This is a genomic window from Microbulbifer maximicatervae (SeqCode) (assembly GCF_052467695.1).
The window spans coordinates 2,555,205-2,581,858 of sequence record NZ_CP174320.1 but is presented as its reverse complement, the minus strand read 5'-3'; the positions used below and the strand labels follow the sequence as shown (position 1 = coordinate 2,581,858).

Annotated in this window: 22 protein-coding genes and 1 pseudogene; 15 read left to right on the top strand and 8 right to left on the bottom strand. The window is 48.2% G+C overall.

The features are described 5' to 3' along the window. Positions 1-8 precede the first annotated feature (8 nt). Together lptG and lptF are read right to left on the bottom strand one after the other, a co-directional pair. A complete protein-coding gene (lptG, locus tag ACJJI8_RS11330) occupies positions 9-1,070 on the bottom strand; it encodes an LPS export ABC transporter permease LptG (RefSeq protein ID WP_444935099.1) in 1,062 nt (353 codons plus the stop codon). Next, positions 1,063-2,193: an LPS export ABC transporter permease LptF gene (gene lptF / locus ACJJI8_RS11325; protein ID WP_444935098.1), complete on the bottom strand. Its 1,131-nt coding sequence runs from the start codon at positions 2,191-2,193 to the stop codon at positions 1,063-1,065. Before lptF ends, lptG begins: the two co-directional genes overlap by 8 nt. A 189-nt stretch (positions 2,194-2,382) precedes the next feature. Between lptF and ACJJI8_RS11320 the strand changes: the two genes are divergently transcribed. The 6 genes from ACJJI8_RS11320 (at position 2,383) to ACJJI8_RS11295 (ending at position 9,934) form a co-directional block, all read left to right on the top strand. After that, positions 2,383-3,849 carry a leucyl aminopeptidase gene (locus ACJJI8_RS11320; protein ID WP_444935097.1) on the top strand — a complete coding sequence of 489 codons (1,467 nt, stop codon included), beginning with the start codon at positions 2,383-2,385 and terminating at the stop codon, positions 3,847-3,849. Between the two features lie 129 nt (positions 3,850-3,978). After that, positions 3,979-4,401 carry a DNA polymerase III subunit chi gene (locus ACJJI8_RS11315; protein WP_282933987.1) on the top strand — a complete coding sequence of 141 codons (423 nt, stop codon included), beginning with the start codon at positions 3,979-3,981 and terminating at the stop codon, positions 4,399-4,401. 24 nt (positions 4,402-4,425) lie between these two features. Next, a complete protein-coding gene (locus tag ACJJI8_RS11310; RefSeq protein ID WP_444935096.1) occupies positions 4,426-5,322 on the top strand; it encodes a hypothetical protein in 897 nt (298 codons plus the stop codon). A 162-nt stretch (positions 5,323-5,484) separates the two neighbouring features. Beyond that, positions 5,485-8,259: a valine--tRNA ligase gene (locus tag ACJJI8_RS11305; protein ID WP_444935095.1), complete on the top strand. Its 2,775-nt coding sequence runs from the start codon at positions 5,485-5,487 to the stop codon at positions 8,257-8,259. Between the two features lie 550 nt (positions 8,260-8,809). Further along, entirely contained in the window at positions 8,810-9,433 is a 624-nt protein-coding gene (locus ACJJI8_RS11300; RefSeq protein WP_444935094.1) for a suppressor of fused domain protein, read from the top strand. A gap of 96 nt (positions 9,434-9,529) precedes the next feature. Next, entirely contained in the window at positions 9,530-9,934 is a 405-nt protein-coding gene (locus ACJJI8_RS11295) for an ABZJ_00895 family protein (RefSeq protein WP_444935093.1), read from the top strand. 45 nt (positions 9,935-9,979) lie between these two features. Here the strand turns inward: ACJJI8_RS11295 and csrA are convergent, their stop codons facing one another. Further along, positions 9,980-10,168, bottom strand: coding sequence for a carbon storage regulator CsrA (gene csrA, locus ACJJI8_RS11290; protein ID WP_444932055.1), 189 nt, complete (start codon positions 10,166-10,168; stop codon positions 9,980-9,982). 652 nt (positions 10,169-10,820) lie between these two features. Here csrA and ACJJI8_RS11285 point away from each other — a divergent pair. From ACJJI8_RS11285 to ACJJI8_RS11275, 3 genes are all read left to right on the top strand, one after another. Further along, positions 10,821-11,959, top strand: a protein-coding gene (locus tag ACJJI8_RS11285) for an IS3 family transposase (RefSeq protein ID WP_444933095.1) whose coding sequence is annotated in 2 segments (ribosomal slippage) — positions 10,821-11,070 and positions 11,070-11,959 — 1,140 coding nt in all. Because the reading frame shifts where the segments join, the coding sequence is not laid out codon by codon here. Between the two features lie 760 nt (positions 11,960-12,719). Then, positions 12,720-13,811, top strand: a complete 1,092-nt coding sequence (locus ACJJI8_RS11280) for a nucleoid-associated protein (RefSeq protein ID WP_444935092.1) — start codon at positions 12,720-12,722, stop codon at positions 13,809-13,811. Then, positions 13,808-14,794, top strand: a complete 987-nt coding sequence (locus ACJJI8_RS11275; protein ID WP_444935091.1) for a GTP pyrophosphokinase — start codon at positions 13,808-13,810, stop codon at positions 14,792-14,794. The genes ACJJI8_RS11280 and ACJJI8_RS11275 overlap by 4 nt, the downstream gene beginning before the upstream one ends. A 456-nt stretch (positions 14,795-15,250) precedes the next feature. Here the strand turns inward: ACJJI8_RS11275 and ACJJI8_RS11270 are convergent, their stop codons facing one another. Further along, on the bottom strand, positions 15,251-16,237 hold the full coding sequence (locus ACJJI8_RS11270) for a transposase (RefSeq protein WP_444935090.1): 987 nt from the start codon (positions 16,235-16,237) through the stop codon (positions 15,251-15,253). 597 nt (positions 16,238-16,834) lie between these two features. On the opposite strand from ACJJI8_RS11270, the gene ACJJI8_RS11265 reads away from it, so the two are divergent. Next, positions 16,835-17,563, top strand: a complete 729-nt coding sequence (locus tag ACJJI8_RS11265; RefSeq protein ID WP_444919226.1) for an SMI1/KNR4 family protein — start codon at positions 16,835-16,837, stop codon at positions 17,561-17,563. A 957-nt stretch (positions 17,564-18,520) separates the two neighbouring features. Here the strand turns inward: ACJJI8_RS11265 and ACJJI8_RS11260 are convergent. Both ACJJI8_RS11260 and ACJJI8_RS11255 read right to left on the bottom strand, forming a co-directional pair. Further along, a complete protein-coding gene (locus tag ACJJI8_RS11260; protein WP_444935089.1) occupies positions 18,521-18,814 on the bottom strand; it encodes a hypothetical protein in 294 nt (97 codons plus the stop codon). A gap of 236 nt (positions 18,815-19,050) precedes the next feature. Beyond that, positions 19,051-19,728, bottom strand: a complete 678-nt coding sequence (locus ACJJI8_RS11255; RefSeq protein WP_444935088.1) for a hypothetical protein — start codon at positions 19,726-19,728, stop codon at positions 19,051-19,053. Positions 19,729-19,914: 186 nt separating this feature from the next. Between ACJJI8_RS11255 and ACJJI8_RS11250 the strand changes: the two genes are divergently transcribed. Next, positions 19,915-21,042: an ISAs1 family transposase gene (locus tag ACJJI8_RS11250; RefSeq protein WP_444932648.1), complete on the top strand. Its 1,128-nt coding sequence runs from the start codon at positions 19,915-19,917 to the stop codon at positions 21,040-21,042. 23 nt (positions 21,043-21,065) lie between these two features. On the opposite strand, the pseudogene ACJJI8_RS11245 reads toward ACJJI8_RS11250, so the two are convergent. Beyond that, a pseudogene (locus ACJJI8_RS11245) lies at positions 21,066-21,290 on the bottom strand (transposase); the annotation flags it as partial. Between the two features lie 258 nt (positions 21,291-21,548). After that, the gene (gene ltrA / locus ACJJI8_RS11240) at positions 21,549-22,970 is read right to left on the bottom strand and encodes a group II intron reverse transcriptase/maturase (protein WP_444933476.1); all 1,422 of its coding nucleotides are present in this window, start codon (positions 22,968-22,970) and stop codon (positions 21,549-21,551) included. A gap of 631 nt (positions 22,971-23,601) precedes the next feature. On the opposite strand from ltrA, the gene ACJJI8_RS11235 reads away from it, so the two are divergent. The 4 genes from ACJJI8_RS11235 (at position 23,602) to ACJJI8_RS11220 (ending at position 26,537) form a co-directional block, all read left to right on the top strand. Then, on the top strand, positions 23,602-24,729 hold the full coding sequence (locus ACJJI8_RS11235; protein WP_444932648.1) for an ISAs1 family transposase: 1,128 nt from the start codon (positions 23,602-23,604) through the stop codon (positions 24,727-24,729). 146 nt (positions 24,730-24,875) lie between these two features. After that, positions 24,876-25,310, top strand: a complete 435-nt coding sequence (locus ACJJI8_RS11230; protein ID WP_444935087.1) for a hypothetical protein — start codon at positions 24,876-24,878, stop codon at positions 25,308-25,310. 55 nt (positions 25,311-25,365) lie between these two features. Continuing rightward, a complete protein-coding gene (locus ACJJI8_RS11225) occupies positions 25,366-25,737 on the top strand; it encodes a hypothetical protein (protein ID WP_444935086.1) in 372 nt (123 codons plus the stop codon). Between the two features lie 398 nt (positions 25,738-26,135). Next, positions 26,136-26,537 carry an energy transducer TonB gene (locus ACJJI8_RS11220; RefSeq protein ID WP_444935085.1) on the top strand — a complete coding sequence of 134 codons (402 nt, stop codon included), beginning with the start codon at positions 26,136-26,138 and terminating at the stop codon, positions 26,535-26,537. Positions 26,538-26,654 lie beyond the last annotated feature (117 nt).

The window sequence follows — 26,654 nt, the reverse complement described above, 5'->3', positions numbered from 1 at the left end:
TAAGGGCCCTAACGGGCCCGCTGCAGTAAATACCATCCCGCGCCAAAGCACAGCAATATCGGTAGCAGCACCGCGAGGAAAGGCGGGAAGCCAAATACCAGGGAAGATGGCCCCAGCATATCCTGGACAAACTGGAACACCAGGCCAACCACCAATCCGGTAAACACACGCAGTCCGGTGGTTACTTCCCGCAGAGGGCCAAAAATAAAGGAGATCGCCACCATCACCAGACTGGCGATAGTGAGAGGCTGCAATACTTTTTTCCAGAACTGCAACCAGTAGCGACTGGAGTCTTCACCTTTGCGATCGAGGAATTTGCCGTAAGCCCACAGATTGCGCGGTGACAGATCCGCTGGCAAAGGCACCACCAAAGCGAATAACTCTGGCGAAATCTCCGCCTTCCATTCGGTCGTAGGCAGCGCCTCACTCTCGGTATGCTCACCGGTGAAGATGGTCGTGCGGCTATTCTCCAACTCCCAGCGCTTGCCATCAAAATGGCCGCGCTCAGCAAACTCCACCTGCTCCAGCTCTCGATCGGCACCGAAGTGATAGCGGGTAACACCGTAAAGTTCACCATCCGGCAGTGCCGCGTTGAAGTGCACAAACTCGCCGCTGTCTTTCAGCCACAGGCCACTTTCCAGACCACTCGCCTCCAGCTCACCCAATGCCCGGGCTTTGTCACTCTCGGCAATCACATTGGTCTTGGGAATAACAAATTCCGCCAGGCCCAAGCCCAGTAAAATCAGCAGCATAATGGGCTTCATCACCGCCCAGGTAATCCGACCGATTGAGACGCCGGCAGACCGCATAACGGTCAGCTCACTGGTACCTGCCAATGAACCCAGTCCCACCAGACACCCGACCAGGGCGGAAAAGCCCAGCTGTTCATAGATACGCGCCGGCAATGTCCAGGCAACGTACTTGATTGCGTCAATAAACCCGTAATCCTTCTTCAGGTCTCCCAGCTGATCCACTAGGGCAAAGACGACTGTGAGGCCAAGGATAATCAACAAAGCCGCACCGACTGAAACTAAGACTGTGCGAGCGATATAAAGATCAAGCTTATTCATTTGGCAGCTCCTCCACCCCGGGCAACCGCTTGGGTGGCGCCTTGCGCCAACTTCTTCCCGCCAACAATAACAAACCTATTAGAACGAAAGGTGGGTGCACCAACCAGATCATTACTGGATTAGCAATCTTGCCATCCTCAACTGCCCCCCTTAACCCCTGTAGGATCACCAAATAGGTGATATACAGTAAAATGGCAGGGATCATCTTCGCAAAGCGCCCCTGGCGAGGATTTGTACGAGACAGAGGCACAGCCAAAATAGCTACAACTAACACCAGGACCGGAAGGCTCAGTCGCCAATAAAGATAAGCTTTCTCCTGGGGGGTATCGCCCTCAAGTAGATCCAAGGTCGATGCCGATTCCATCTGGTCCTGCTGGCGACTGCGCTCTCGGGGCACCTCAAGAATCACAGAATAACTAGTAAATTTCATCTGGCGATACTCCCGCTCTCCGGGAACACCTTCATAGCGAAAGCCGTCGCGTAATACTAAGTAGCGCAGCCCCGTCTTGGGATCGATTTCCTGCACGCCTTCACGGGCACGGATTACAACTTGCTGATCCGCCTCAGTTTCCTCCTCCGCGCCCCCCAACTCCGCCAGGAACACCCCCAGCATGGTGGACTTGTCCTCGCTCAGCGCATCGGCGTAGTAAACCGCACGGCCGCCCTGAGAGGACACAAACTTCTTTGGTACCAGATGATCAAATTCGTTGCGCGCCTTTTCTGCATTCAACAGACTGGTGGAACGCTCCATACCCGCCGGAGAAAAATACAAACTCATTGATGCCACCACCAATGCCAGCATCAGAGCCGGAATCATGGTGTAACCCAGCAAACGCCAGTCGCTGAAACCACAGGCGTGCAGAACCGTCATTTCACTTTCTATATAGAGGCGTCCATAAACCCATAGGATCCCGACAAACAGGCCCATTGGTAGAACCAACTCCAGGAACCCTGGCAAGCGGAAACCCATCAGAGAAAGTAGGACATTCGCTGAAATATCACCTGTCGCAGCCTCCGCTAGATATTTCACGAACCGGAGACTCATCACAATTAACAACAAAACTGCGCTGACCGCCAGCGTGACAAGCATCAGCTCACGGCAGAGATAGCGAAAAATAATCACAGGGCGAACAAATTCCTTGGTGACAGCGGTGTGATGGTGTCTGAATCAAAAACGAGCAAGTTTCCCTCTAGGTACAGCAATCCACAGGCAGGCGGGTTAAACTTGTGCGACGCATTATCACTAAAAATTCTTGCTATGTCTCGGCCTAGAGACATGCAATCTATTGTCAGATTTTAAGGAAAGCGAAAAATGCAGTTCTCCGCCAAGGTTGCAGATATCAGTAAACAACGCAGTGCCTGCTCTATTATTTCAGCAGATGCCAAAAATAACCTCAGCGAAAGTGGAAAAAGCCTGGATAAATTGACCGGGGGAATGATTGCAAAAATCCTCAAGCGCGGGGACTTGGGGGCCAAATCCGGCAGCACCCAGCTGATCAATCTAATCGACGTTCCCAGCGAGCGCGTTCTGGTCGTACGCACCGGTAAAGGCACCATCAGCCAGGCGGAATTCCGCAAGCTGGCAGCCAGCAGTGCCAATGGGGTAAAGAACTTTAAAGAAGCCGCGAGCTACCTCTGCGAAGTAGAGGTTGAAGGTGCCGATAGTCGCTGGAAAGCACAGCAAATCGCCATGGCCGCCGGTCTGGCAAGCTATCGCTACACCCTGTCCCGCACCGATGCAAAGCCCCTGCCCCTGGCGAAATTCACCATCCACGCCCCAGAGAAAAAGCAGCTGAAAGCTATTCAAGGCGGCATGGAAGTGGGTGCCGCTCAAGCACTGGGCAGCAATGTCGCCCGTGATTTGGGGGATCTCCCAGGCAATATCTGTACCCCCAACTACCTGGTTGCCCAGGCGAAGGCGCTGGCCAAAAAACATGCAAAACTCACCACCAGCGTGCTGGACGAAAAGAAAATGAAAGCCCTGGGCATGGGTGCTTTCCTCAGCGTCTCCAAAGGCAGCGACGAGCCCCCCGCGCTGATTGCCATGAACTACAAAGGTGGCAAGGCCAGCGAAAAACCTGTGGTATTGGTCGGTAAAGGCATCACCTTCGATAGCGGCGGCATCAGCATCAAGCCGGGCCAGGCTATGGACGAAATGAAATACGACATGGGCGGTGCTGCCAGTGTCTTCGGCGTGATGAACGCCCTGGTTGAACTGCAACCTTCTATCAACGTAGTAGGCCTAGTTGCCGCTGCTGAAAATATGCCCAGCGGCCGGGCCAGCAAGCCCGGTGATGTTGTGACTTCCATGTCCGGCAAAACCATCGAAATCCTCAACACCGATGCCGAAGGCCGCCTGGTTCTGTGCGATACGATCACCTACGCAGCCAAGTTCAAGCCCAGCGCAGTGATTGATATCGCCACCCTCACCGGTGCCTGTGTTATTGCCCTGGGCCATCACGCCACCGGTCTCTACGCCAATAACGAAGAACTGGCCAAGAGCCTTCTCCAGGCTGGCGAAACTACTGGCGACCGCGCATGGCAAATGCCGCTGTGGGACGAGTACCAGTCCTCCCTGGATTCCAATTTTGCCGATATCCAAAATATCGGTGGGCGCGAAGCCGGTTCAGTAACCGCTGCCTGCTTCCTGGCGCGTTTTGCCAAAGACTACAAGTGGGCACATATGGATATTGCCGGTAGTGCTTGGAAGTCCGGCGCACAGAAAGGTGCAACCGGCCGTCCGGTTCCCCTACTGGTTGAATATCTACTGGGCAAATAAGTAGCCAAAGCGCACAATAGCCGCCGGCACCATCGGTGCCCGGCGCGCCGGGCGGTCCATTGATTAATGGGCCGCTTTTGTTTTTGGCAGCGTATCAATATGGCCGGGATTATTTGACCAGTATCTGTAATGACTCGCATTGATTTCTATATTCTCTCTTCCGACCAACCGGAACACGCCGATGTTTTTGCCTGCCGCCTGGCTGAGAAAGCCTTCCGCGCGGGTATGCGGGTATTAATCGCGGTAGACGACCCGCAACGGGCGGAGCAGATGGATCAACTGCTGTGGACATTTCGCGAGGACAGTTTCCTGCCCCACGCCCCGCAAACTGAAAACCAACAGGCGCAAATAGAAATTAACAGCGGAGAAGACCCCGCAGATCACCACGGCTTACTGATCAATCTCTGCTCCAAAGTACCCAAGTGGTTTAGCCGCTTTGAACGCTTGGCAGAAGTTGTGATCCAACAACCGGAACCATTAAAACGGTCCCGATTGCGATTTGGTCACTTCCGCGATCGCGGATATCCGTTACAATCCCATAAGATCAATTAGAGCCTCTAACTACGTCCGAGAGTCATGTCCGGCAAAAAAAACAAACACAAGCACCGCGGACAGCAGCGCAAGCAGCCCAGTGAATTTCTGGATGAACTTAATTCACTGCACAACTTGCTTGTCACCGACGAGAACAGTGAAGAAATCCCCGTGCTCAGCCAAGTGGCCAAGCAGGGTAATCCTGTAACCCCAGAGCCCCCCACTCTTCCCACTATTGACGACATAGCAAAACCCAGTGGGACACCGGCTACCAGTGAGTTCGAAGATATCGATACCTCACTGGAAGATATCGACTTGCCGATTTTATTTTCACCGGTTGAAGAAGAGATGCTGGCCCAGCAATCCCTGTCGCTGGCAGAGTCTGACTTGGCTCTATTGCGCCCGCTTCAAGAGCTGGCTGTAGAGGATGAGGAACCACAAGCTTCCGCAGAAACCGGGCAAATCGAAGAAGAGCCCGTTGAAGATAAACCGGTTGAAACACCGTTAGAGCAGATTTCCCGGGAAACCAAAGTTGAAAATTTCCCAGAGGCCGAACCGGAGAGAGAGACCGAACCGGAGCCGCAGCCGGAGCCCCGGGCGGAAAACCCGTTCCTGCCAAATCATATTCGCTCCCGCCTCACCGGTGGACGGCCCCTGCCAGTTGAAGAAAATACCCAAGTAACCGAAGCCCCAGCGCCCCCGGAAACAGAAGCCCCAGGAACAATGGCCCCAGCCCCTGAAGTAAAGAAAGAAGCTGAACTTCCAAGCACTGAGGCCCAAGCCGCCGAAGAAGATCCGGCCGCAGACCCTGAGCCCTCCGCCAAAGAGCGCCAGCGCCAGGAATTGATCGAACAACTCGTCGCCCAGCAGATCGCTAAATTGGAGCCACGCCTGCGCGCCCAAATAGAACACGTGGTCGACGAGCTCGGCGTTTGGGATTAAGGGAGCCTCTGAATAACTCCCTAAGCTCAAATACCGCCTTTTGCCCACCAGACCCCGGCGGTATAATTCCCCCCTTTTTCCGCGCAGCCCGAGCAAGCACCAGACTATCCTGAGCCAAAACGCTGTGCACGCAGTCAGTTAAACACAAGGTTTCCCGCCCGCATGGACAAAACATACCAGCCCAACGCCATCGAACAGCAGTGGTACAAAACCTGGGAGGAGAACGGCTACTTCAAGCCTTCCGGGGATACTGAGGCCAAGCCCTACAGCATTATGATCCCGCCGCCGAACGTCACCGGCAGCCTGCATATGGGCCACGGTTTCCAGGAGTCCATCATGGACGCCCTGATTCGCTACCACCGCATGCAGGGCGACAACACCCTGTGGCAAGTGGGCACCGACCATGCCGGTATCGCCACCCAGATGGTGGTAGAGCGCCTGCTGGGCGCCGAAGGCGTATCCCGCCACGACCTGGGCCGCGACAAATTTATTGAGAAGGTTTGGGAATGGAAGGAAGAGTCCGGCGGCACCATTACCCGCCAGCTGCGTCGCCTGGGCGCCAGCCCCGACTGGTCCCGCGAACGCTTCACCATGGACGACGGCTTCTACAAAGCGGTGCAGGAAGTCTTTATCAAACTGTATGAAGACGGCCTAATTTATCGCGGCAAGCGCCTGGTGAACTGGGACCCGAAATTCCACACGGCAATCTCAGACCTCGAAGTATTAAACGAAGAGAAACAGGGCCACCTGTGGCACTTCCGCTACCCGCTCTCAGACGGCTCCGGCCACTTGGTAGTTGCCACTACCCGCCCGGAAACCATGCTCGGCGATACCGCCGTAGCCGTACATCCGGAAGACGAGCGCTACCAGCACCTGATTGGCAAGACCATCAAGTTGCCCCTGGCGGATCGCGAAATCCCGATTATTGCTGACGAATACGTCGACCGTGAATTCGGCACCGGCTGTGTAAAAATCACCCCAGCCCACGACTTCAACGACTACGAAATGGGCCAGCGCCACAACCTCGAGATGATCAACATCCTCGATGCCGACGCCCACCTGAACGACGCAGTGCCGGAAAAATACCGAGGCATGGAGCGCTTTGCCGCGCGCACCCAAATTGTCGATGACCTGGACGCCCTCGGCCTGCTGGAAAAAGTAGAGCCCCACACCCTCAAGGTACCTCACGGAGACCGCTCCGGCGCCGTGATCGAGCCCTGGCTCACCGATCAATGGTACGTAAAAACCCAGCCCCTGGCCGATGAAGCCATCGCCGCTGTTGAAGATGGCCGCGTTGAGTTCGTACCGAAAAACTACGAAAACATGTATTTCTCCTGGATGCGCGATATCCAGGACTGGTGTATTTCCCGCCAGCTGTGGTGGGGCCACCGCATCCCCGCCTGGTACGACAACGAAGGCAAAGTCTACGTTGGCCGCAGCGAAGAGGAAGTGCGCGAGAAGCACAACCTGGGCGCCGACATCAGCCTGCGCCAGGACGACGACGTACTCGACACCTGGTTCTCCTCCGGCCTGTGGACCTTCGGCACCCTGGGCTGGCCAGAAGATACCGAAGAACTGAAAGCCTTCCACCCCAGCTCCGTACTGGTCACCGGCTTCGATATTATTTTCTTCTGGGTCGCGCGCATGATGATGCTGACCCTCTACTTCAAGAAGGAAGTACCGTTTAACACCGTATACGTACACGGCCTGGTGCGCGACAACCACGGCCAGAAGATGTCCAAATCCAAGGGCAACGTGATCGACCCTATCGATTTGATCGACGGTATCGACCTGGAGACCCTGGTAGAGAAGCGCACCTCTGGTCTGATGCAACCGCACCTGCGCGAGAAGATCGAAAAGCAAACCCGCAAGGACTTCCCTGAAGGTTTCTCTGCTTTTGGTACCGATGCCCTGCGCTACACCTACTACTCGCTGGCATCCACCGGCCGCGACATCAAGTTTGATGTGGGCCGTATCGAAGGCTTCCGCAACTTCTGTAACAAGATCTGGAATGCCTCCCGCTACGTACTGCAAAACTGCGAAGAGCACGATTGCGGGCAAGACGGCAGCACGGATTTTGAACTGACCATCGCCGACCGCTGGATTATTTCCCAGCTGCAGCGCACCGAAATCACCGTACGCGAAGCCATGGACACCTACCGCTTCGACCTCGCCTCCCAGGCCCTGTACGACTTTATCTGGAGCGAGTACTGCAGCTGGTACCTGGAACTGTCCAAGCCGGTACTGTGGGACGACAACGCCTCCGACGCAGTGAAGAAAGGCACCCGCCGCACCCTGATCCGCGTACTGGAAACCATTTTGCGTCTGGCTCACCCACTGATGCCATTTATCACTGAAGAAATCTGGCAGCGTGTAAAAACCCTCGCCGGTTCCAACGGTGACACCATTATGCTGCAGCAGTACCCGGAAGCAGATAACAGCAAGATCGACGAAGAAGCGGAAGCGGCCATTGCCTGGTTGAAGCAGGTTATTGAAGGCGTGCGTAATATTCGTGGTGAAATGAATATTTCCCCAGCGAAGAAAATCCCACTGATCCTGCGCGGCGGTTCCAGCCGAGACAAAGAACTGCTGGAGCAAGCCCGCAGCCTACTGACCAAACTGGCGAGCCTCGAAGAAATCACCTGGCTGGAAAGTGGAGAAGCGGCCCCCGCCTCCGCCACGGCACTGGTAGGCGATATGGAATTGCTGGTACCCATGGCTGGCCTGATCGACGTTAAAGCCGAGAGCGCCCGTCTACAAAAAGAGATTGATAAACTTTCCAAAGAACTCGCACGAGTTGAAGGCAAACTCAACAATCCCAAGTTTGTAGACAAAGCCCCCGAAGCCGTTGTTGCCAAGGAGAAGGACAAGCTTGCAGAAATGAAAGGTGCTCACGAGCGTCTGCAACAGCAACTTGAGGAAATCAGCAACCTTTAAGGTTACTGGTAATCCGCTCCATTAAAGAGCGGATCTGATTTAAAAAAGGGGGGCTCTGCCCCCTTTTCTTTTTTTTGATATAAATCAGGCAACCCCTTCTTGAACTAGTACCTTTCGATTTTCTATCAACTTCAGAACTCGAATATGTGATCAATGTACCTGCATCGCCTATGGGTTTGTCAGCGCCAAAATCAGATTTACGGAAGTGGTATACGACCTAAAGCGCACTAAAACGCTTCAAGCTACGCTCAATCATTCGACCCTCCTGAGTACCAGATAAGAAATCAATATGATTTTCAATCGGCTTGAATATTATTTCTTATAAAGATCCTGATAGATTCAAAGGTCTAGGGAGTTAGAGAAAGTCTATTCAGTGGGGATAGTGGGCAAAGTGATCATTTTTTATTTGGGACAAGAGTTCAAGCTTGTGTGTGATTTATTGATTCCTCAAGCTTTTACGCATTTCTTCGCTAGATTGATTCCAGCGATGGTAATCATGATAATAGTGGTCAGATTGATTACTATATAAATATTATGTGTGGGAAAAAGTATGAGCTTCCTTGAAGACTCCTGGAAAGAACGAGAAGAAACAATATACAGAGGAATATTTGGTGATCTAGGACCCGGAATTTATACTTTATCAAACGAAACCTTTGATCGCATGAATGCTAAGGCTGTTGATCCTCGCTGGTTAACGCATGGAGTTTTCAAGAGTCAGCCATCCGAAACAAGAAATACCTGGGCTTATGTTACATCTGGTATGTCCAACCCTTGGGTGACTGAGGAACCAGAAGAGTTTTCTGGATTGGGCGTAGAGTTTGTCATGGAAACAGACGAAGAGGCGGATTGGGCAATTGGAGTTTTACAAACCTTAATGGCTTATAATTTACTTCTCATTTCCGGTCAGATGGGCAATTTTCCACCCCTTTATTATGGGCACCGTGTTCCCCTTGCGCTTTCCACTTCCATAAAAACGATGATGTTTACTCACCCTGTGAATTTCCCAGAAAACTTTACCATTAAATCTGGAGCAGTCGATCTTATTCAGGTTGTGGGTATCACACCATCAGAATTAGAGGCCGCAAAAGAAACATCATCTGATGAGATAAGACAAAAAATAATTAGTAACATAGATGGATTGGTCACAAGTAAGGAACGAGAAAGTGTGGCATAAATCATATAACCAGCGCAGCCATAAACGCCCATCCAGCTGGACTCGTCGCCGCGCTCCTCACTCATGCTGAGGGCATCAACTACACAAGGAGAAGTAATGAGCATTCGAGGAGTATTAACCCGGTTCGCTTTAACTTATATAACACTGATTTTCATCGTAGGATTTACACTTAACTATTTTGGCCTTAGCAGTAGTAGCGGCGTAAATATCGGAATATTATTAGGCACGATATTTTGGGTATGTTCTTCTTTTGCGAATAAGAATCGTCGCTATTTCAATAAAAGTGAAAAAACCAGGGTAGTGATTGGCCTCATCGCAATTAACATGCTTATTCAAGCTATTTTCGGAGCTATCGCACTTTCCGAATCCGGTCATGAAGTAAGTGGTTCAGTTCTTTTGTTCTCAGTTGCGATTATCGGAGCTATTCATGCCGTCGCTATCTATTTCTTCGTAGGGTTTGCGAAAAAAACACTAATTAAGCAAGGCATCATAGAGAGTTAAGAAGACCTGCCAGAGGGACGCCCTTGCTTAGGGCGCTCCGTAATCTCAACCAACTCCATCCCCCAACACCCCCTCCTTTTGCAAACGTCTATAGATTTCCTCACGGTGAACGGGTAGAGATTTGGGGGCACGTATGCCTATCTTTACCTGATTACCCTTAACTTCCAATACCGTAATTGAGACGCTTGCTCCAATTCGTAAGTTTTCACCCGTCCGGCGCTTTAAGATCAACATAATTGCTTCCTATAAATACTCAAACCATGCGTAGACCTCCCTTAATGGAAGGATTTGAAAGTAACTGTTAAGGAAGTGTCAGGTGGGGCGCGAGAACGGTAGGCATAGAAGTAGAAAAGGCAGACGCAACGCTTCCAGAGCCAAGGGACACGCCCCAAACTACTGAATGGACTCCACTTTATTGAAGACGAGCGGGTTTCTAGCGTATGATCCATATAGCCATTTTGATACTGTGCTTATCAATTTGGTTAGCTGGCCCCAGGTGTTAGCGCACCTTGGGTCAGCGCCTTTTACTTACTCTTACGTCACGCTACCGTTCTCCTTTGAGGGAATGCGTTTTAGAAAATTCTTGATTCTCCCGAATCTCTTTGGTCATTAGAAGGCTGCTCAATGACGACCCAAATACCGATAAATATCCACCGATTTTACGCAGCTTTGACACTAAAACAAACTGAATAAAATCCAATAAGATTATTTTTGTGCCTATATTTTTGGTTGCTCACGCTTTAAAAATTTCGATTGTGTATAAAAATGGCTGTAAAAATTAATATCCCCACCCGCTCCCACACTGGAATTCAGAAAGCAATAGTGTAGTGGTCTAATCCTTCCGGACACTTCGCTAAGATGGTAAAACTACCAAGCGAGGTGAAGTATGACAACAAAAGGTACACGTCGGCATTTCAAGCCGGAATTTAAGAAAGACGCCGTAGCGCTAGTCTCTGAGCAAGGGTATTCAATTTCTAAAGCAGCAGAGGCTGTAGGAACAACAGCCAATAACCTGCGACGCTGGATAAAGGAACTGAAGCAGGAAGAAGACGGTGTGAGGTTGGATGTAGGTGAGCGCGCAGAATTAGAGCGATTACGATGTGAAAATAAGCAGTTGCGGATGGAGAAAGAAATCCTAAAAAAGGCCAGCGCCTTCTTTGCGAAAGAAATGAAATAAAGTACAGCTTTATTGAAAAACAGCAAGGCAGCTTTCCTGTTAGGGTGCTCTGCCGGGTAATGCAGGTAAGTAAGTCTGGTTATTACGATTGGTGTTGCCGTGGTAATAGCTCAATAGATGCTCAAACATGGCAACTATGCCATCGTTTGAAGGCCCTATTTGCAGAATCTAGACAGAGCCTGGGAAGTCGTCGGTTAATGAAGCTGTTACGTAAAGAAGGCTTTGAAGTCGGGCGCTATCGAGTCCGCAAGCTCATGAAAAAGCTAGGCTTGGCAGTAAAGCGCAAGAAGCGATTTACACTGACGACAGACAGTAAACATCACCTGCCGGTCGCAGAGAACCTTCTAAATAGGGAGTTCTCACCGAGTGCTAAAAATCAAGTTTGGACGACTGATATTACATATATTTGGACTTCGCAGGGCTGGTTGTACTTGGCGGTAGTGATTGATCTCTATTCGCGCCGGATTATTGGTTGGCATCTAGATCGGAAGATGGAAACGGCCCTGGTAACTCGTGCGTTGATGATGGCTGTCAATTTGCGTTCGCCCCCAAAAGGTCTCCTGCATCACTCTGATCGTGGCAGTCAGTATGCCAGCCATACCTACCAAATGTTATTGAGTCAGCAGGGGATGGTGTGTTCAATGAGCCGTAAGGGAAATTGTTGGGACAACGCACCGACTGAACGTTTCTTCAGCAGCCTGAAGCGGGAGTGGTTAACGGGAAACCTTTATCCGACAAGGGAGGATGCGGTAGCAGATGTAAGAGCCTATATTGCTTATTACAACTCACGAAGAATACATACAACACTGGGAGACCTAGCCCCTATCGAATTTGAGAAATGTGCTTAAAGAAGTGTCCGCTTGGAGTTGACCACAACAATAGATCATCAATACTGCTGAAATGTCTTCCACATATCTACAGAGAAGATCTCTCGATAGACCAAAGTAGCTTGCAGGCTTTTAGGATATTTCTGCGGGTTTTAGGAGCCTCTGAACAACCCAGTGATGCTTCTACTTACAGAGCGGTTACAATCAGCGCGCAGCTTCGCAGGAATGTCTAGACCTTAGAAGAAGTCGCAACACGGTGTATGAATCGCACTGAAAGCCCTGCAGGACGCAGCCTTAGAAGGCCACAGCTGCTGCGTTGCAACACTTGCAAAGAACTATGGCAATTCGCGGCGGACTGCAACTAACATCTGTAGCCTACAAGATCCGCAGAGATATTACGGAGTTATTCATAAGCACACTAGATACCTTACCCCCCAACTAGAACCAACCTGTAAAAGTTCGTGAATGCTAGCTTACGGATTTACGATCATATTGACCGTTATATTGGAGAGCAAGAAGATACACCCAAAAAAAGTTGTTAAATCAATGAGTTAAGGACTGGTGTTAAAATTGGGACAGTAGTCAAAGTGATCGTTTTTCCAGTTTGCACACACGTATCAGGTTACTCTAAGTCTATGGTGTTAAATAGAAATTTAGGCTGTGGAGTAGGAATTGATTCTGAGATAATAGTCATGATAATAGTGGTCAGAATAATTACTATTTAGCTGTTAGGCGCTAAAGCAAGTTCATACAACAATCGAGAAGTTTAAAAGGAAGTTAAATGCAGTTATTAAATCTATCAATAGATAGGATTATCATCCATCAGGTCTATCAGAGAGATAAGGATGGAACAAAAATCCCTCCAACACAAAGTCATGAATTTACGCGATTTGATGAAAGTGCAATGGAGGAGTTCAAGTCTCGCATTAGGGATGCTTTAGGGGAAGGTTCTAAAGCTGTTCAAATGCAGATACATAGTCAAGATGAAAATCATATCCCTAAGATCGCAGATAAAATCATCGATCAAGATGATGACGCATTCGCAGTATCATCATTCGATTTCGCAAAAAGATTAACTGATGCGCAACAGAGAAAGAACATACCTGGTGGAATAGTTGTAGTATTCACCGGAAAACAAGGGCATCCTCAAAGAAATTTCTTGGGCGTTATAAAAGCAGAAATACATAGTGCCTACGAGAAAGAGGTTGACCCAACAACAAATAAAATATCTTTGAAGTTTGTAGAAGAGGTTTTGCTTACTCCTGGAACAAGGCTATACAAAACGGCTGCCTTCTTTGAAAAACAAAATAATAGCACGCCTGATGATTTAAATGATAAATATGCTGTAATGATTTCAGATTACCAAATTGGCAAGACTGATGGAAAGGCAGCAGCACGATACTTTTATTCAGATTTTCTCGGATGCGATTATCCTGAAACAAGTGCCAGGACTACAAAGAAATTCTATGATGCAGCGAGTAGTTTCATAGAGGGCCTCGAAATAGAAGTAGAAAAGAAAAGTGACTTATTTAACGCTTTAACAACATACTTAAAGGTTGGTACCTCCTCAACAATTAGCTCAGAAGATTTTGCAGCTAACTATTTTGATTTAGACGTGCAAGACGATTTCAAGTCTCACATGGAAGACTCTGGATTGCCAACAACAGCATTTACTAAAGATATTGAACACATCGAAAGTAAGCTAAAATACAGAAGAGTAAACTTCAGCAAGAATGTAAAAATAATTGCGCCATCTGATGTTTTCAAAGATTATGTTGTTATAGAGTCTATAGACGGTGATTCTGATGAGTCTGGAACACCTCAAATATGGACGAGAGTAACAGTCAAAGATAGGATAACTCAGCAAGAATGAATGAGTTAGAATTTAAGGAGTTATGGAATTCCGAGAAGCCTGCCTATAGTGCTTGGGGGGATTATATTATCCAGTCAATAACCCAAGATTTAGAGGGTCGAGAAGTTGATCTAAGCACATTTCTTAAAATTCCAGTTAAATACAGACTTAAAGATGATAACTCTCTAATAGATAAGGCATTTTTTAGACCGGGAAAAAATTACTCTGACCCATATAATCAGATAGAAGATAAGGTTGGTATTCGGTTTGTAGTATTGTTACTTGAGGATATCGAAAAAATCTGTGAGATTGTCGAAGAATCAGATGTTTGGCAGTTTGATGCGTGCAAACATTTTGACGAGGACAAAGAAAGAGATCCACTCCTCTTTACATATCAATCAGTACATTATGTTCTACGGCCAAAGAACGAAATGGAAATTGATGGAGTAACTATACCCTGCTCAATACCGTGTGAGGTTCAAATTAGAACTTTACTGCAACATGCTCATGCAGAATTAACACATGATGCTGTTTATAAGGCAAAAAAGACAGTTCAACCTGCTGTACACCGTACTGTTGCAAAGAGCATGGCTCTGATTGAAACAACAGATGAGTTTTTCTCTGAAGTAACCCAGGAGCTTAATCGCGGTCCATTAGACGATCACGCAATTCTAAATAGACTAGATGGAATCTACTACTCTATAACCGGATTAAAATCTCATAACCAAAAGTCGTCTTTAACCATATGGGACGAGTTTGAGTCTCTTGTGGATGCTGCACTTGTAGATAGCATCCAAAGCTTTATTAGCAAAAATCCGCATATACCTGAGATAATAAAATCGAAGTATAGTAAAAACCCATTATATCAACAAAGCACTGTGCTATTTATTTACTGGCTACTAAAAAGAAAGAAAAATAAATTATTAAACAACTGGCCTCTTGACAGAAAAATACTTGATCCATTTGCAAACGATCTTGGAGTAAGTATTTGGGATGGAGATTAACTTATCCAGGCGCCTAAATCGGGTAGCCGGTAGTTTCTAGCTACCGGCCCCCACACCACCCATCGTGCGGGTCCGCAATGGGCGGTTCCCTATCCGTAATGAATCTCTACCCAACGATCTCGCAATGAAATCAACCCCATCTCTTCGAAGAACTCATTATTGAGCGCAATATGAATACCCTTAGTTTTTGCGCTTCGCCAGTAACTTTTACCGGACGAGCCGCAGGTGAACACAAATTGGACACCCATGAATCATAGGAGCGCGAACAATCTAGGACAGCCAATGACTGGAGGGTGGTGCCGGCAATAGAGCTAACTCCCTCTCTGGCGGCTCTTTCTCTTTGGTTTACAGGTAAAGGAGATGAAATACTGGGAATTGGTCTTCAGGCTATTGGGATCGCTGTTTTTCGATAAAAGGGCGGTAATCGTGCTGTTGAGTACTTGAGGCCGGGGTAGATTAGCAGGGCGTAGCTGAGAGGAGGCGCCGACAGTCGCTTATACCGTGTACCCAGCGTTTATCGAGTTGAGCACAAACTTTTTGTACAACCTCTACCGATCCCACCAAGCCTTTAAAGCGACTTTCAAAGTTCCGGCTGAGATAGAGCCAGTGCTTGGGTGAAATGCCGAGTCGCTCCAGAATAGGAGGTATGTTTTCGGCAATACAAGCCCGTTTTCTTGGGTCTAAATGCCGGCCGCTCCAGTCCACTAACTCCAAATAGTGATCCAGCTGGAAAGGAAGCCCTTTCGGCATATTCAAACGCTCACCGCCGACAAACGGAAGTAGATTTTTGGGTTGCTTACCTGAGACTGCCGCACGAATACGCTGTTGAATCGAAGTGTAATCAGACTCTTCAGGTGTCTGGGCAACATTGGCACGGATGGGGTTAAGGTCTACATAGGCCATACAGGCGGCGAGTGCTCTTTCATCCAGTAAAGCCTGAGACTTAAACCGGCCCTCCCAAAAACGGCCGGTACAGTTGTCTTCAGCATTGGCCTGGCGGGCGATAGATTCGTTTAAACAGCGCATAAACCAGCTGATATCCATTAGACGCTCCCGCCATAGGAAAACGACCTCTTTTAGCCTGTCGTCCTCAGCGTAATCGAGAGTATCGCCCTGGAGATAGCGCTGGGCCAAGCTAGAGGCTTTGAAGAGTTTTTTCCAGCGAGTAATTACCTCTGTAGGAGACCACTTGTTAACCGATTTTGTGTCGATATAGAGCACTATATGGTAGTGATTACTCATTACTGCATAGGCGGCAATATCTAGCGCAAACACCTCGGCTAACTTATGCATACGGCTTTCAATCCATTCGCGCCGATACTCGTAATCTTTTCCGGATTCAGTATCTCTGCCACAGAGGAATGCACGTCGTACACAGCGGGAGACACAGTGATAGTACGGTGTTGCATCAAGAGATATCTGGGTGCTTCGCGGTAGAGTCATCGGCTGCACGCGCACTTGTCTGTATAAACATACAGCATTTTGTGGGATTTCAATCTTTTGTCAATAGGGATGGCGGTTTATACTTTCTATTTGGTGGGTGTCCAGGATTAACACCATCAGCCATTACTGACCTAAGCGCTGCTGTATTTCTCCATTTTTATCTACCCCACGATGGTGGCTAGTGGTCTGGGCCTACTTATGAGTCAGCAACCACGCTGACAGCTTCACAGCACAAGCTACACAGATCTCCCCAGATAAGAACGAGAACTTTCACTACACAACTGCATCATTGACCCTACCCATTTGATCGCTTGGCTTCGGTGTCCTTGGCCACCTCGCCTCCAGGCCATATAAAATGCTTCTGTTCGTCAGCTCGTGTTTTTGCTAGCAGCTTCCTCCCCACAAGACATCACGGTATTGCAGTTGCCATTCGCTAGTAGTTAGCATTTAATGGCGCCCATTAAATGGTGATTTTCCTAAAGGGGACTTTCACCCCATTAGTCCACACCCATGCTGGGCGTACCAAACGTAGTCGGGCGACACAAAATACGCACGCCTGCTACGGATGTCATGTGTTTTTTGGGTAGAGCCTTTGAAATGAAAAAATTACTTTTAATGGCAGTTGTATTTGTTTTGCTGGGTTGCGCTACAAATAATATAGATATGCAAAAAGAAAAGACAGATTTAACGTTACGTAATTCGTGGAAGCGAATAGATGGCTGGCTATCTGAAAATGCTCCTAAAATACGGGACGCGCTAAACCCTCCTGCTAGCGAAGAAGCTATAACTGAACTGGAAGAAACTATCGGTGAAAAATTGCCTGAGGACTTAAAAGAGCTTTATCGAATCCACAATGGCTTAAATAGCAATGCTGTTGCAAATCTTGTTTATGGTTTGCAGTTCTATTCAATTGAAGAAGTCATACTAGAGTACTCCAGACTAAAAAATATTAAAGATATGAAAGATTTTCCACCATTAAATTATGCTGATCCAGGTGTAAAGGTAACTTCCGTATCAAGCATGATGCGTATTCCAATAGGAGATGACTCTAGTGGGTGTGGGCTGTTTATAGACTTAGATCCAAATTCAGAAGGTAAGATTGGTCAAATAGTTTTGTATGATCAAGATTATAACATAGCGCTAAACCCAGCTTCATCAATAGAAGAAATGTATTCTGATTTTGCAAATCACTTGGAAGCTGGTAGGTACAAATTATTGGAAGACGCTCTAGCTGATGGTGAACACTGGTTAGACGCAGATGCAGAGCTAGATATTATTAATTGGCACAATTCAAAACGGTGGAAAGATATTCTTGGCAAGCGCTAATACATAAATCGGGTAGCAGGTATTGTCTAGCTATCGGCCCCCACACCACCCATCGTGCAGGTCCGCAATGGGTGGTTCCCTATCCAAAATGAATCTCTATCCAACGATCGTATCGAGCAGATCTTCATTTGAACTGAGTGTCATGGCAGTGCGCTACCTCAACTTTATCCAACAGGAAACATATCGCTAGGCTAGCCCTGCCTTCTAACTCGTGGAATTTGAATTCAGGGCTTCACCATGTCCAAGGTATTAATCTTGGCATTAGGCTACTATGCCGCCGGCTGACTTCTGTTTAATCACCCTGATCATTACTGACCGAGGCGCTGCTGTGTTCCACCACCTTTTTCTGTCTCCGCGATGGTGGCTAGCGGGCTAAGCCTACATATGAGTCAACGGCCACGCCGGCAGCTTCACAGCAGCAAGCTAAACAGATCTCCCCAGATAAGAACATGAACTTTCACTACGTAACTGTATCATCTACCCTACCCATTAGATCACATGGCTTCGGTGTCCTTAGCCACCTCGTCTCCAGGCTAAGCCTTATAGGATTTTTCTGTTCGCCAGCTCGTAGTCTTACTAGCGGCTTCCTCCCCCCAGACCTCGCGGTATTGCAGTTGCCATTCGCTGGTAGTTAGCATTTAATGGCGCCCATTAAACGGTGATCCTCCTACATGGGACTTTCACCCCAATTAGTCCACGCCCGTGCTGGACGCATCATGCGTAGGCACACCGACAAAATTGGCGCTGCGCTTCAATTTTCTTCGCAGCAATCTAGGACAGCCAATGACTGGAGGGTGGTGCCGGCAAGAGAGCTAGCTCCCTCTCTGGCGGCTCTTTCTCTTTGGTTTACAGGTAAAGGAGATTAAATACTTGGAATTGGTCTTCAGGCTATTGGGATCGCTGTTTTTCGATAAAAGGGCGGTAATCGTGCTGTTGAGTACTTGAGGCCGGGGTAGATTAGCAGGGCGTAGCTGAGAGGAGGCGCCGACAGTCGCTTATACCGTGTACCCAGTGTTTATCGAGTTGAGCACAAACTTTTTGTACAACCTCTACCGATCCCACCAAGCCTTTAAAGCGACTTTCAAAGTTCCGGCTGAGATAGAGCCAGTGCTTGGGTGAAATGCCGAGCCGCTCCAGAATAGGAGGTATGTTTTCGGCAATACAACCCCGTTTTCTTGGGTCTAAATGCCGGCCGCTCCAGTCCACTAACTCCAAATAGTGATCCAGCTGGAAAGGAAGCCCTTTCGGCATATTCAAACGCTCACCGCCAACAAACGGAAGTAGATTTTTGGGCCAGCAATCTAGGACAGCCAATGACTGGAGGGTGGTGCCAGCAATAGAGCTAGCTCCCTCTCTAGCGGCTCTTTCTCTTTGGTTTACAGGTAAAGGAGATTAAATACTTGGAATTGGTCTTCAGGCTATTGGGATCGCTGCTTTTCGATAAAAGGGCGGTAATCGTGCTGTTGAGTACTTGAGGCCGGGGTAGATTAGCAGGGCGTAGCTGAGAGGAGGCGCCGACAGTCGCTTATACCGTGTACCCAGCGTTTATCGAGTTGAGCACAAACTTTTTGTACAACCTCTACCGATCCCACCAAGCCTTTAAAGCGGCTTTCAAAGTTCCGGCTAAGATAGAGCAAGTGCTTGGGTGAAATGCCGAGTCGCTCCAGAATAGGAGGTATGTTTTCGGCAATACAACCCCGTTTTCTGGGGTCTAAATGCCGGCCGCTCCAGTCCACTAACTCCAAATAGTGATCCAGCTGGAAAGGAAGCCCTTTCGGCATATTCAAACACTCACCGCCGACAAACGGAAGTAGATTTTTGGGCTGCTTACCTGAGACTGCCGCACGAATACGCTGTTGAATCGAAGTGTAATCAGACTCTTCAGGTGTATGGGCAATATTGGCACGGATGGGGTTAAGGTCTACATAGGCCATACAGGCGGCGAGTGCTCTTTCATCCAGTAAAGCCTGAGACTTGAACCGGCCCTCCCAAAAGCGGCCTGTACAGTTGTCTTCAGCATTGGCCTGGCGGGCGATGGATTCATTTAAACAGCGCATAAACCAGCTGATATCCATTAGACGCTCCCGCCATAGGGAAACGACCTCTTTTAGCCTGTCTTCCTCAGCGTGATCGAGAGTATCGCCCTGAAGATAGCGCTGGGCCAAGCTAGAGGCTTTGAAGAGTTTTTTCCAGCGAGTAATTACCTCTGTAAGAGACCACTTATTAGCCGGTTTTGTGTCGATATAGAGTACTATATGGTCAGGGCTGTCCCATATAAATCGGTGTAAAAACGAACAAAATAGACCTAGAATAGCTATCTTTTTTGATAAATAGAGTGTTTTTCAGACAAAATGGATAGCGTAAGCCTTTTACATCACTTTGACGACATGGAAGATCCTCGAGTTGATCGGCACAAGCTGCACGCCCTGCCCGATATTTTACTTATCATGTTTTGCGGTGTTATTTGTGGTGCTGAAAGCTGTAGAGATTTTGTCGATTTCGCAGAATCTAAAATAGATTACCTAAAACGATTCACCCCGCTAAATAGCGGAATACCCTCAAAAAACACTTTTAGCCGTGTTATTTCAAGCTTAGACCCCGAACAATTTAAGCGCTGCTTTCTGCAGTGGGTCCAAGGTATTCAGCAAGAACTCGGTAACGTAATTGCGATCGATGGCAAGGCGCTAAGGCGCAGCTTCGATCAGGCCAGCAAGCGATCTCCTATACATATGGTGAGTGCTTTTGCGTCCGAGGCGCGACTTGTCCTTGCTCAGCAAAAAGTAGAAGAAAAGTCGAATGAGATTACGGCCATACCGAAGTTACTGGAGGTTCTTGATCTTAATGGTGCGATTATTACGCTTGACGCCATGGGCTGCCAGAAAACGATCACCCAGAAAATTATCGAACGAGGCGGCGATTATGTGATTGCTGTGAAGGGCAATCAGGACAAACTGCACCAGCAAATTACCACGCATTTTAATAATTTGTTCGATATGCAGTACCACAAGGATGTCGATACTGATTGTGTGGAAGAGGTGAGCCGAGGCCGAATAGAATCCAGAAAATGTCTCTCTACTAACAGTATTGATTGGCTCGGAGGTAAAGAGCAATGGCACGGTCTAAGAAGTGTTATCGCAGTCCAGGCGAAGCGAACTGTAGATGGGCGAACTAGTTGCGAAACGCGCTACTATATCAGTAGTTTAGAGCCGTGCTCAGCAGAACTTAATCATATTATTCGCTCTCACTGGGGTGTTGAAAACTCGTTACACTGGATTTTAGATGTGGTTTTTCGTGAGGATGATAGTCGCTTCAGATCAGGAAATGCACCAGAAAACATGGCGATCTTGAGGCATTCGGCACTCAATCAGTTGCAAGCGGCAAAGCCCAGCTTTAAAAAAGACATGAGCATTAAAAGGCTTCGGAAAAAGGCTGGCTGGGATAATGAAACCTTGGACAAGATAATTACAGCCACCATTTAGACTGATTTATATGGGACAGCCCTGACTATATGGTAGTGATTACTCATTACTGCATAGGCGGCAATATCTAGCGCAAACACCTCGGCTAACTTATGCATACGGCTTTCAATCCATTCGCGCCGATGCTCGTAATCTTTTCCGGATTCAGTATCTCTGCCACATAGAAATGCACGCCGTACACAGCGGGAGACACAATGATAGTACGGTGTTGCATCAAGAGATATCTGGGTGCTTCGCGGTAGAGTCATCGGCTGCACGCGCACTTTTCTGTATAAACATACAGCATTTTGTGGGATTTCAATCTTTTGTCAATAGGGATGACGGTTTATACTTTCTATTTGGTGGGTGTCCAGGATTAACACCGGTGGGTGTCCAGGATTAACACCGGTGGGTGTCCAGGATTAACACCGGATCGCCGTAAAGGGCCAACTCACCCCAACAGGTTTGTTGCCCCTCCGGCACAGATCCGTACGTGCGCTACTAACGCATACGGCTCCTACGATAAGTCAGACACACAGGCGTTGGTTGGGGTATGGATGTAACACTCTCACACTGGGTATAAAACGCTTCAACAAACGTTGTAGGCGCGCCCATATGATCGGCTTTTTCTGCCCCCGGCGACGTAAAGCCTGCAACCAAGCTCGACATATTTCTCTGCGAAATAGGTTTAGCGCTTGATGGTTACGGGGAACCGCAAAATAATTGTAATGCCCTTGCATCACTCTTTGCAGCCATTGCCCTTGCTTATATACGTCCTTATGACGCATTTTGAACAGCTTCTGCCGGATGGCTTTTAACCTAGCGTTAAGCCGCTTTCGGCTGGTGGTGCGCCAGAGTGCAAAGCGACCATCCGAAACACGTTTGCCGCAACGGTGGGTAAACCCGAGGAAGGTAAAGCTTTCAGGTTTTCTACCTCCGCGACGTTTGGCATTGCTCATCGCGAAGCGACCGAACTCCAGTAGCCGGGTTTTATCCGCGTTAAGTTGTAACCCGAATTTTGCCAGGCGCTGGGTTAATGCCACTTGAAAGTGCTCGGCATCCGAACAGTATTGGAAACCCATCACACTATCGTCCGCATAACGGACTATGTAACAGGCTCCACGTGCGGATTGCTGTCGCCATTGATGCGCCCAAAGGTCCAAGACATAGTGCAGGTAAATATTTGCCAGCATCGGCGATATCACTGCACCCTGTGGAGTCCCGATCCTGGTCTTGGTAAAGCGTCCATCGTCCACCACCCCTGCCTTTACGATACGTTCGATCAAATGCAGTAGGCGTCGGTCGGCAATACGATGCGCGAGAAAGCGCCGTAGCCAGCCGTGGTCGATAGTGTCAAAGAACTGGCTGATATCTGCATCCAGTATCCAGCTCACGGGCTTCTGCTCGATAGCTACAGCAATCGCGTCGAGCGCGCGATGCTGGTCGCGACCCGGGCGAAAACCATAACTGAAACCGAGAAAGTCCGCCTCGTAAATGGCCTCTAATACCCATACCAGCGCTTGCTGAACTACCTTATCTTCGACTGCTGTAATCCCGATGGGGCGTTGGCTCCCGTCGGCTTTAGGCAACCAAATACGGCAGACTGCTTGTGGTCGATAGCATTGGCGATGGAGGCGTGTGTGGAGATCCAGGATGCGTTCCCGTAGGTTATTACCGAAGTCGCTCCAGCTTTCTCCATCAAGGCCGCGAGTTTCTTTGCGGCTGATGCTTTTATAAGCTTCGGCCAATAGTCGCGGGGTGAGATGGTGGAATAAGTTAGTGAACCGTTCTTTGCGCTGTGCTTTTGCACGAGTGTGTAGACGCTCCAGCCCCGACGACCCTGCGGCTGCGCTCTGAGTCGCAGTCAGATCCGGCACAGAACGCCATTTCTTATCGTTAGATCCCTTCGCTCCACCGGCTCCGCCATGTGGCACTTTATTAGTTAGCACTTTGTTCACCGGGTTCTTCACTACTATGGATCTATCTGACTTCCTGAAGGCGTAAATGCCCGGCCTTTGCCTAACTGGCTTCGCCGGACCCGACCCGTGCGGGACACGCACGAATCACCTACAGGATCTCCCGAGTTCCGCGCAAAAGACATCAGTACATGCATCAGGTCAATTGACTCCGGAGACCGATGTAGATACTCGCAAGAAACGTATCTACCTCTGTTGCCTTCCCCATCACCCAACAAGGTCGGCGATCTCAAATCTTGTTTTCGGAGCTCAATACTGAGCCTGTACCTTCCCCTGTCAACGCTTAACCCTGGCCGTTACCGGACAGCGCCCATGACTCGGGGTCCCAGCGGTTTGCTAAACCTTACCGGGTAGAGGGCTTTCACCTCCAATCTTTTGCCGATTTATCTCGGCGCACTGGGTGTCCAGGATTAACACCGTCCCACAAACCTCACGATGTTGCAGTTGCCATTCTCTGGTAGTTGGCATTTAATGCAGTCATTAAGTGGTGATCTTCCTACAGGGGATTTTACCCAGGGCTGTCCCATATAAATCGGTGTAAAAACGAACAAAATAGACCTAGAATAGCTATCTTTTTTGATAAATAGAGTGTTTTTCAGACAAAATGGATAGCGTAAGCCTTTTACATCACTTTGACGACATGGAAGATCCTCGAGTTGATCGGCACAAGCTGCACGCCCTGCCCGATATTTTACTTATCATGTTTTGCGGTGTTATTTGTGGTGCTGAAAGCTGTAGAGATTTTGTCGATTTCGCAGAATCTAAAATAGATTACCTAAAACGATTCACCCCGCTAAATAGCGGAATACCCTCAAAAAACACTTTTAGCCGTGTTATTTCAAGCTTAGACCCCGAACAATTTAAGCGCTGCTTTCTGCAGTGGGTCCAAGGTATTCAGCAAGAACTCGGTAACGTAATTGCGATCGATGGCAAGGCGCTAAGGCGCAGCTTCGATCAGGCCAGCAAGCGATCTCCTATACATATGGTGAGTGCTTTTGCGTCCGAGGCGCGACTTGTCCTTGCTCAGCAAAAAGTAGAAGAAAAGTCGAATGAGATTACGGCCATACCGAAGTTACTGGAGGTTCTTGATCTTAATGGTGCGATTATTACGCTTGACGCCATGGGCTGCCAGAAAACGATCACCCAGAAAATTATCGAACGAGGCGGCGATTATGTGATTGCTGTGAAGGGCAATCAGGACAAACTGCACCAGCAAATTACCACGCATTTTAATAATTTGTTCGATATGCAGTACCACAAGGATGTCGATACTGATTGTGTGGAAGAGGTGAGCCGAGGCCGAATAGAATCCAGAAAATGTCTCTCTACTAACAGTATTGATTGGCTCGGAGGTAAAGAGCAATGGCACGGTCTAAGAAGTGTTATCGCAGTCCAGGCGAAGCGAACTGTAGATGGGCGAACTAGTTGCGAAACGCGCTACTATATCAGTAGTTTAGAGCCGTGCTCAGCAGAACTTAATCATATTATTCGCTCTCACTGGGGTGTTGAAAACTCGTTACACTGGATTTTAGATGTGGTTTTTCGTGAGGATGATAGTCGCTTCAGATCAGGAAATGCACCAGAAAACATGGCGATCTTGAGGCATTCGGCACTCAATCAGTTGCAAGCGGCAAAGCCCAGCTTTAAAAAAGACATGAGCATTAAAAGGCTTCGGAAAAAGGCTGGCTGGGATAATGAAACCTTGGACAAGATAATTACAGCCACCATTTAGACTGATTTATATGGGACAGCCCTGGGATTTTACCCCATTAGCTCACGCCCATGCTGGGCGCACCATGCGCAGGCTGGCGGACCAGTTATCCGATCGTTCCTCACTACAAACTGCTCATAGCTATGGGCGTTATGCTAGGTAGGGTCTTGAAGAAATCTTACAGTTACAGCCCTGCAAATGGGAAAGAACAACCCGATGGAGAATACTCTATTGTGGTTTCCGATGGTACACGTAAATTAGTGTTGCCGGGAGATGAGCTGCGCCATGAATATTCATATGGTGATCTTACTCTGCTGATTTCTAATTATGATTATTACGATGGTGTAAGTTATTGGTATAGCCTGCTTGGTAAAAATGGCAGCATCATAGATCGCGTTTCAACACCAGATAGATTCGGATTTATTGAAGAACTCACAGTCGAAGGTGAAGACCTCTTGGAGTTCGGCATCTTTGATAGTAATGAGCGCTGGCGGCTACGTATTTGCGAACTTGGCTTCAGGTCTTTCTCTTGGGAGGCCATTTTTCAGGGGGAGCCTAAATATTGGTTTCGTCGGCATTACCTAAAACTAGAAAAGGTATAACAAGGCATTTCACACGTTCCGGCAGTCAAAGCTGTGCTTTGCCTACCGGGTAAAAATGGCACTCGGCGTTCAAGGAAGAGCAATGAAGGTAGCTATTATATTAGTACTAGCAATAATTGGTAATCCTGCTTGGGGTAATAGCCTCAATACAGTCGAAAAAATACAGAAGAGTATTTCTGCAAATCTTTCGCAAGGCGACAGTCAGCAAGTAATTGAAGAATACTTAGCTTCAACCAACATTGCGCACTCTTATGACAAGCATTATTTTAGGTATCAAGCCATCGTACGAGAAAATGAGGCTGACTGTAAATTTGAATCTATATTTCTTTGGCTACTCTATGACTGCACCATTCAAATATATATCAACTTAAACGAGCAAGGAGGCTACAAAGATCATGAGGTTTACCAAAGTTATTCTGGCTTGTAGTGCCACAAATAGGACACCCATGAATCATGCCCAGCTGCATGATTGACTCTAGCCGCTAGATCACTCGGCTTAGGTGCCCTTAGCCACCTCGCCACCAAGCTAAGCCTTGTAGGATGTTTCTGTTCGTCAGTTCGTAGTTTGCTAGCGACTTCTGATCCTCCCCACAAGATCTCACGGTGTTGCAGTTGCCATTCGCTAGTAGTTAGCATTTAATGGAACCCATTAAATGGTGATCCTCCTACATGGGACTTTCACCCCATTAGTTCACGCCCATGCTGGGCGTACCACAATGTTGGGATCGGACACGATACTGCACGCTTTGAATTATGCTTTCATTACATTGCAACGTCATTCAAGTCACTCACCATCGTGTCGCTGAACATAGCGTTAATAAGCATATGAAGATCAGAATTATCACTTCGATACTTATCTTATTTTTTACAGGATGCACCACTATCGAAGTGCTACCTGTGAAAAATCTCCCTTCATTCAAAAATGAAGTAACATTAGGAAGCCCAGTTAATGCCCCCCCGAGAAAATATCCCAAAAGTATGCTTGAAGCAGGTCAAGAAGGATGGGTTATTCTTAAAGTGGATATAGATGAAACTGGTGCACCCAATAACATCAGGGTTGTTGATTACAGTCCCAACAAAGATTTCATTAAAGCGGCAAAATATAATGTAAGTGGGAGTATTTTCGCCCCACACATAGTAAATGGGCAGGCAGTCTACCTAAAAGACTATATTCTGGTTACTAGCTTTAAATTGTCAGAGAAATATCTTAAACCGGATAGCCGGTAGCTTCTAGCTACCGGCCCCCACCACCATCGTACGGGTCCGCAATGGACGATTCCCTATCGATAATGAATCTCTCACCAACGATAGTGTCGAGCAGATCTTCATTAGACTACTATGCCG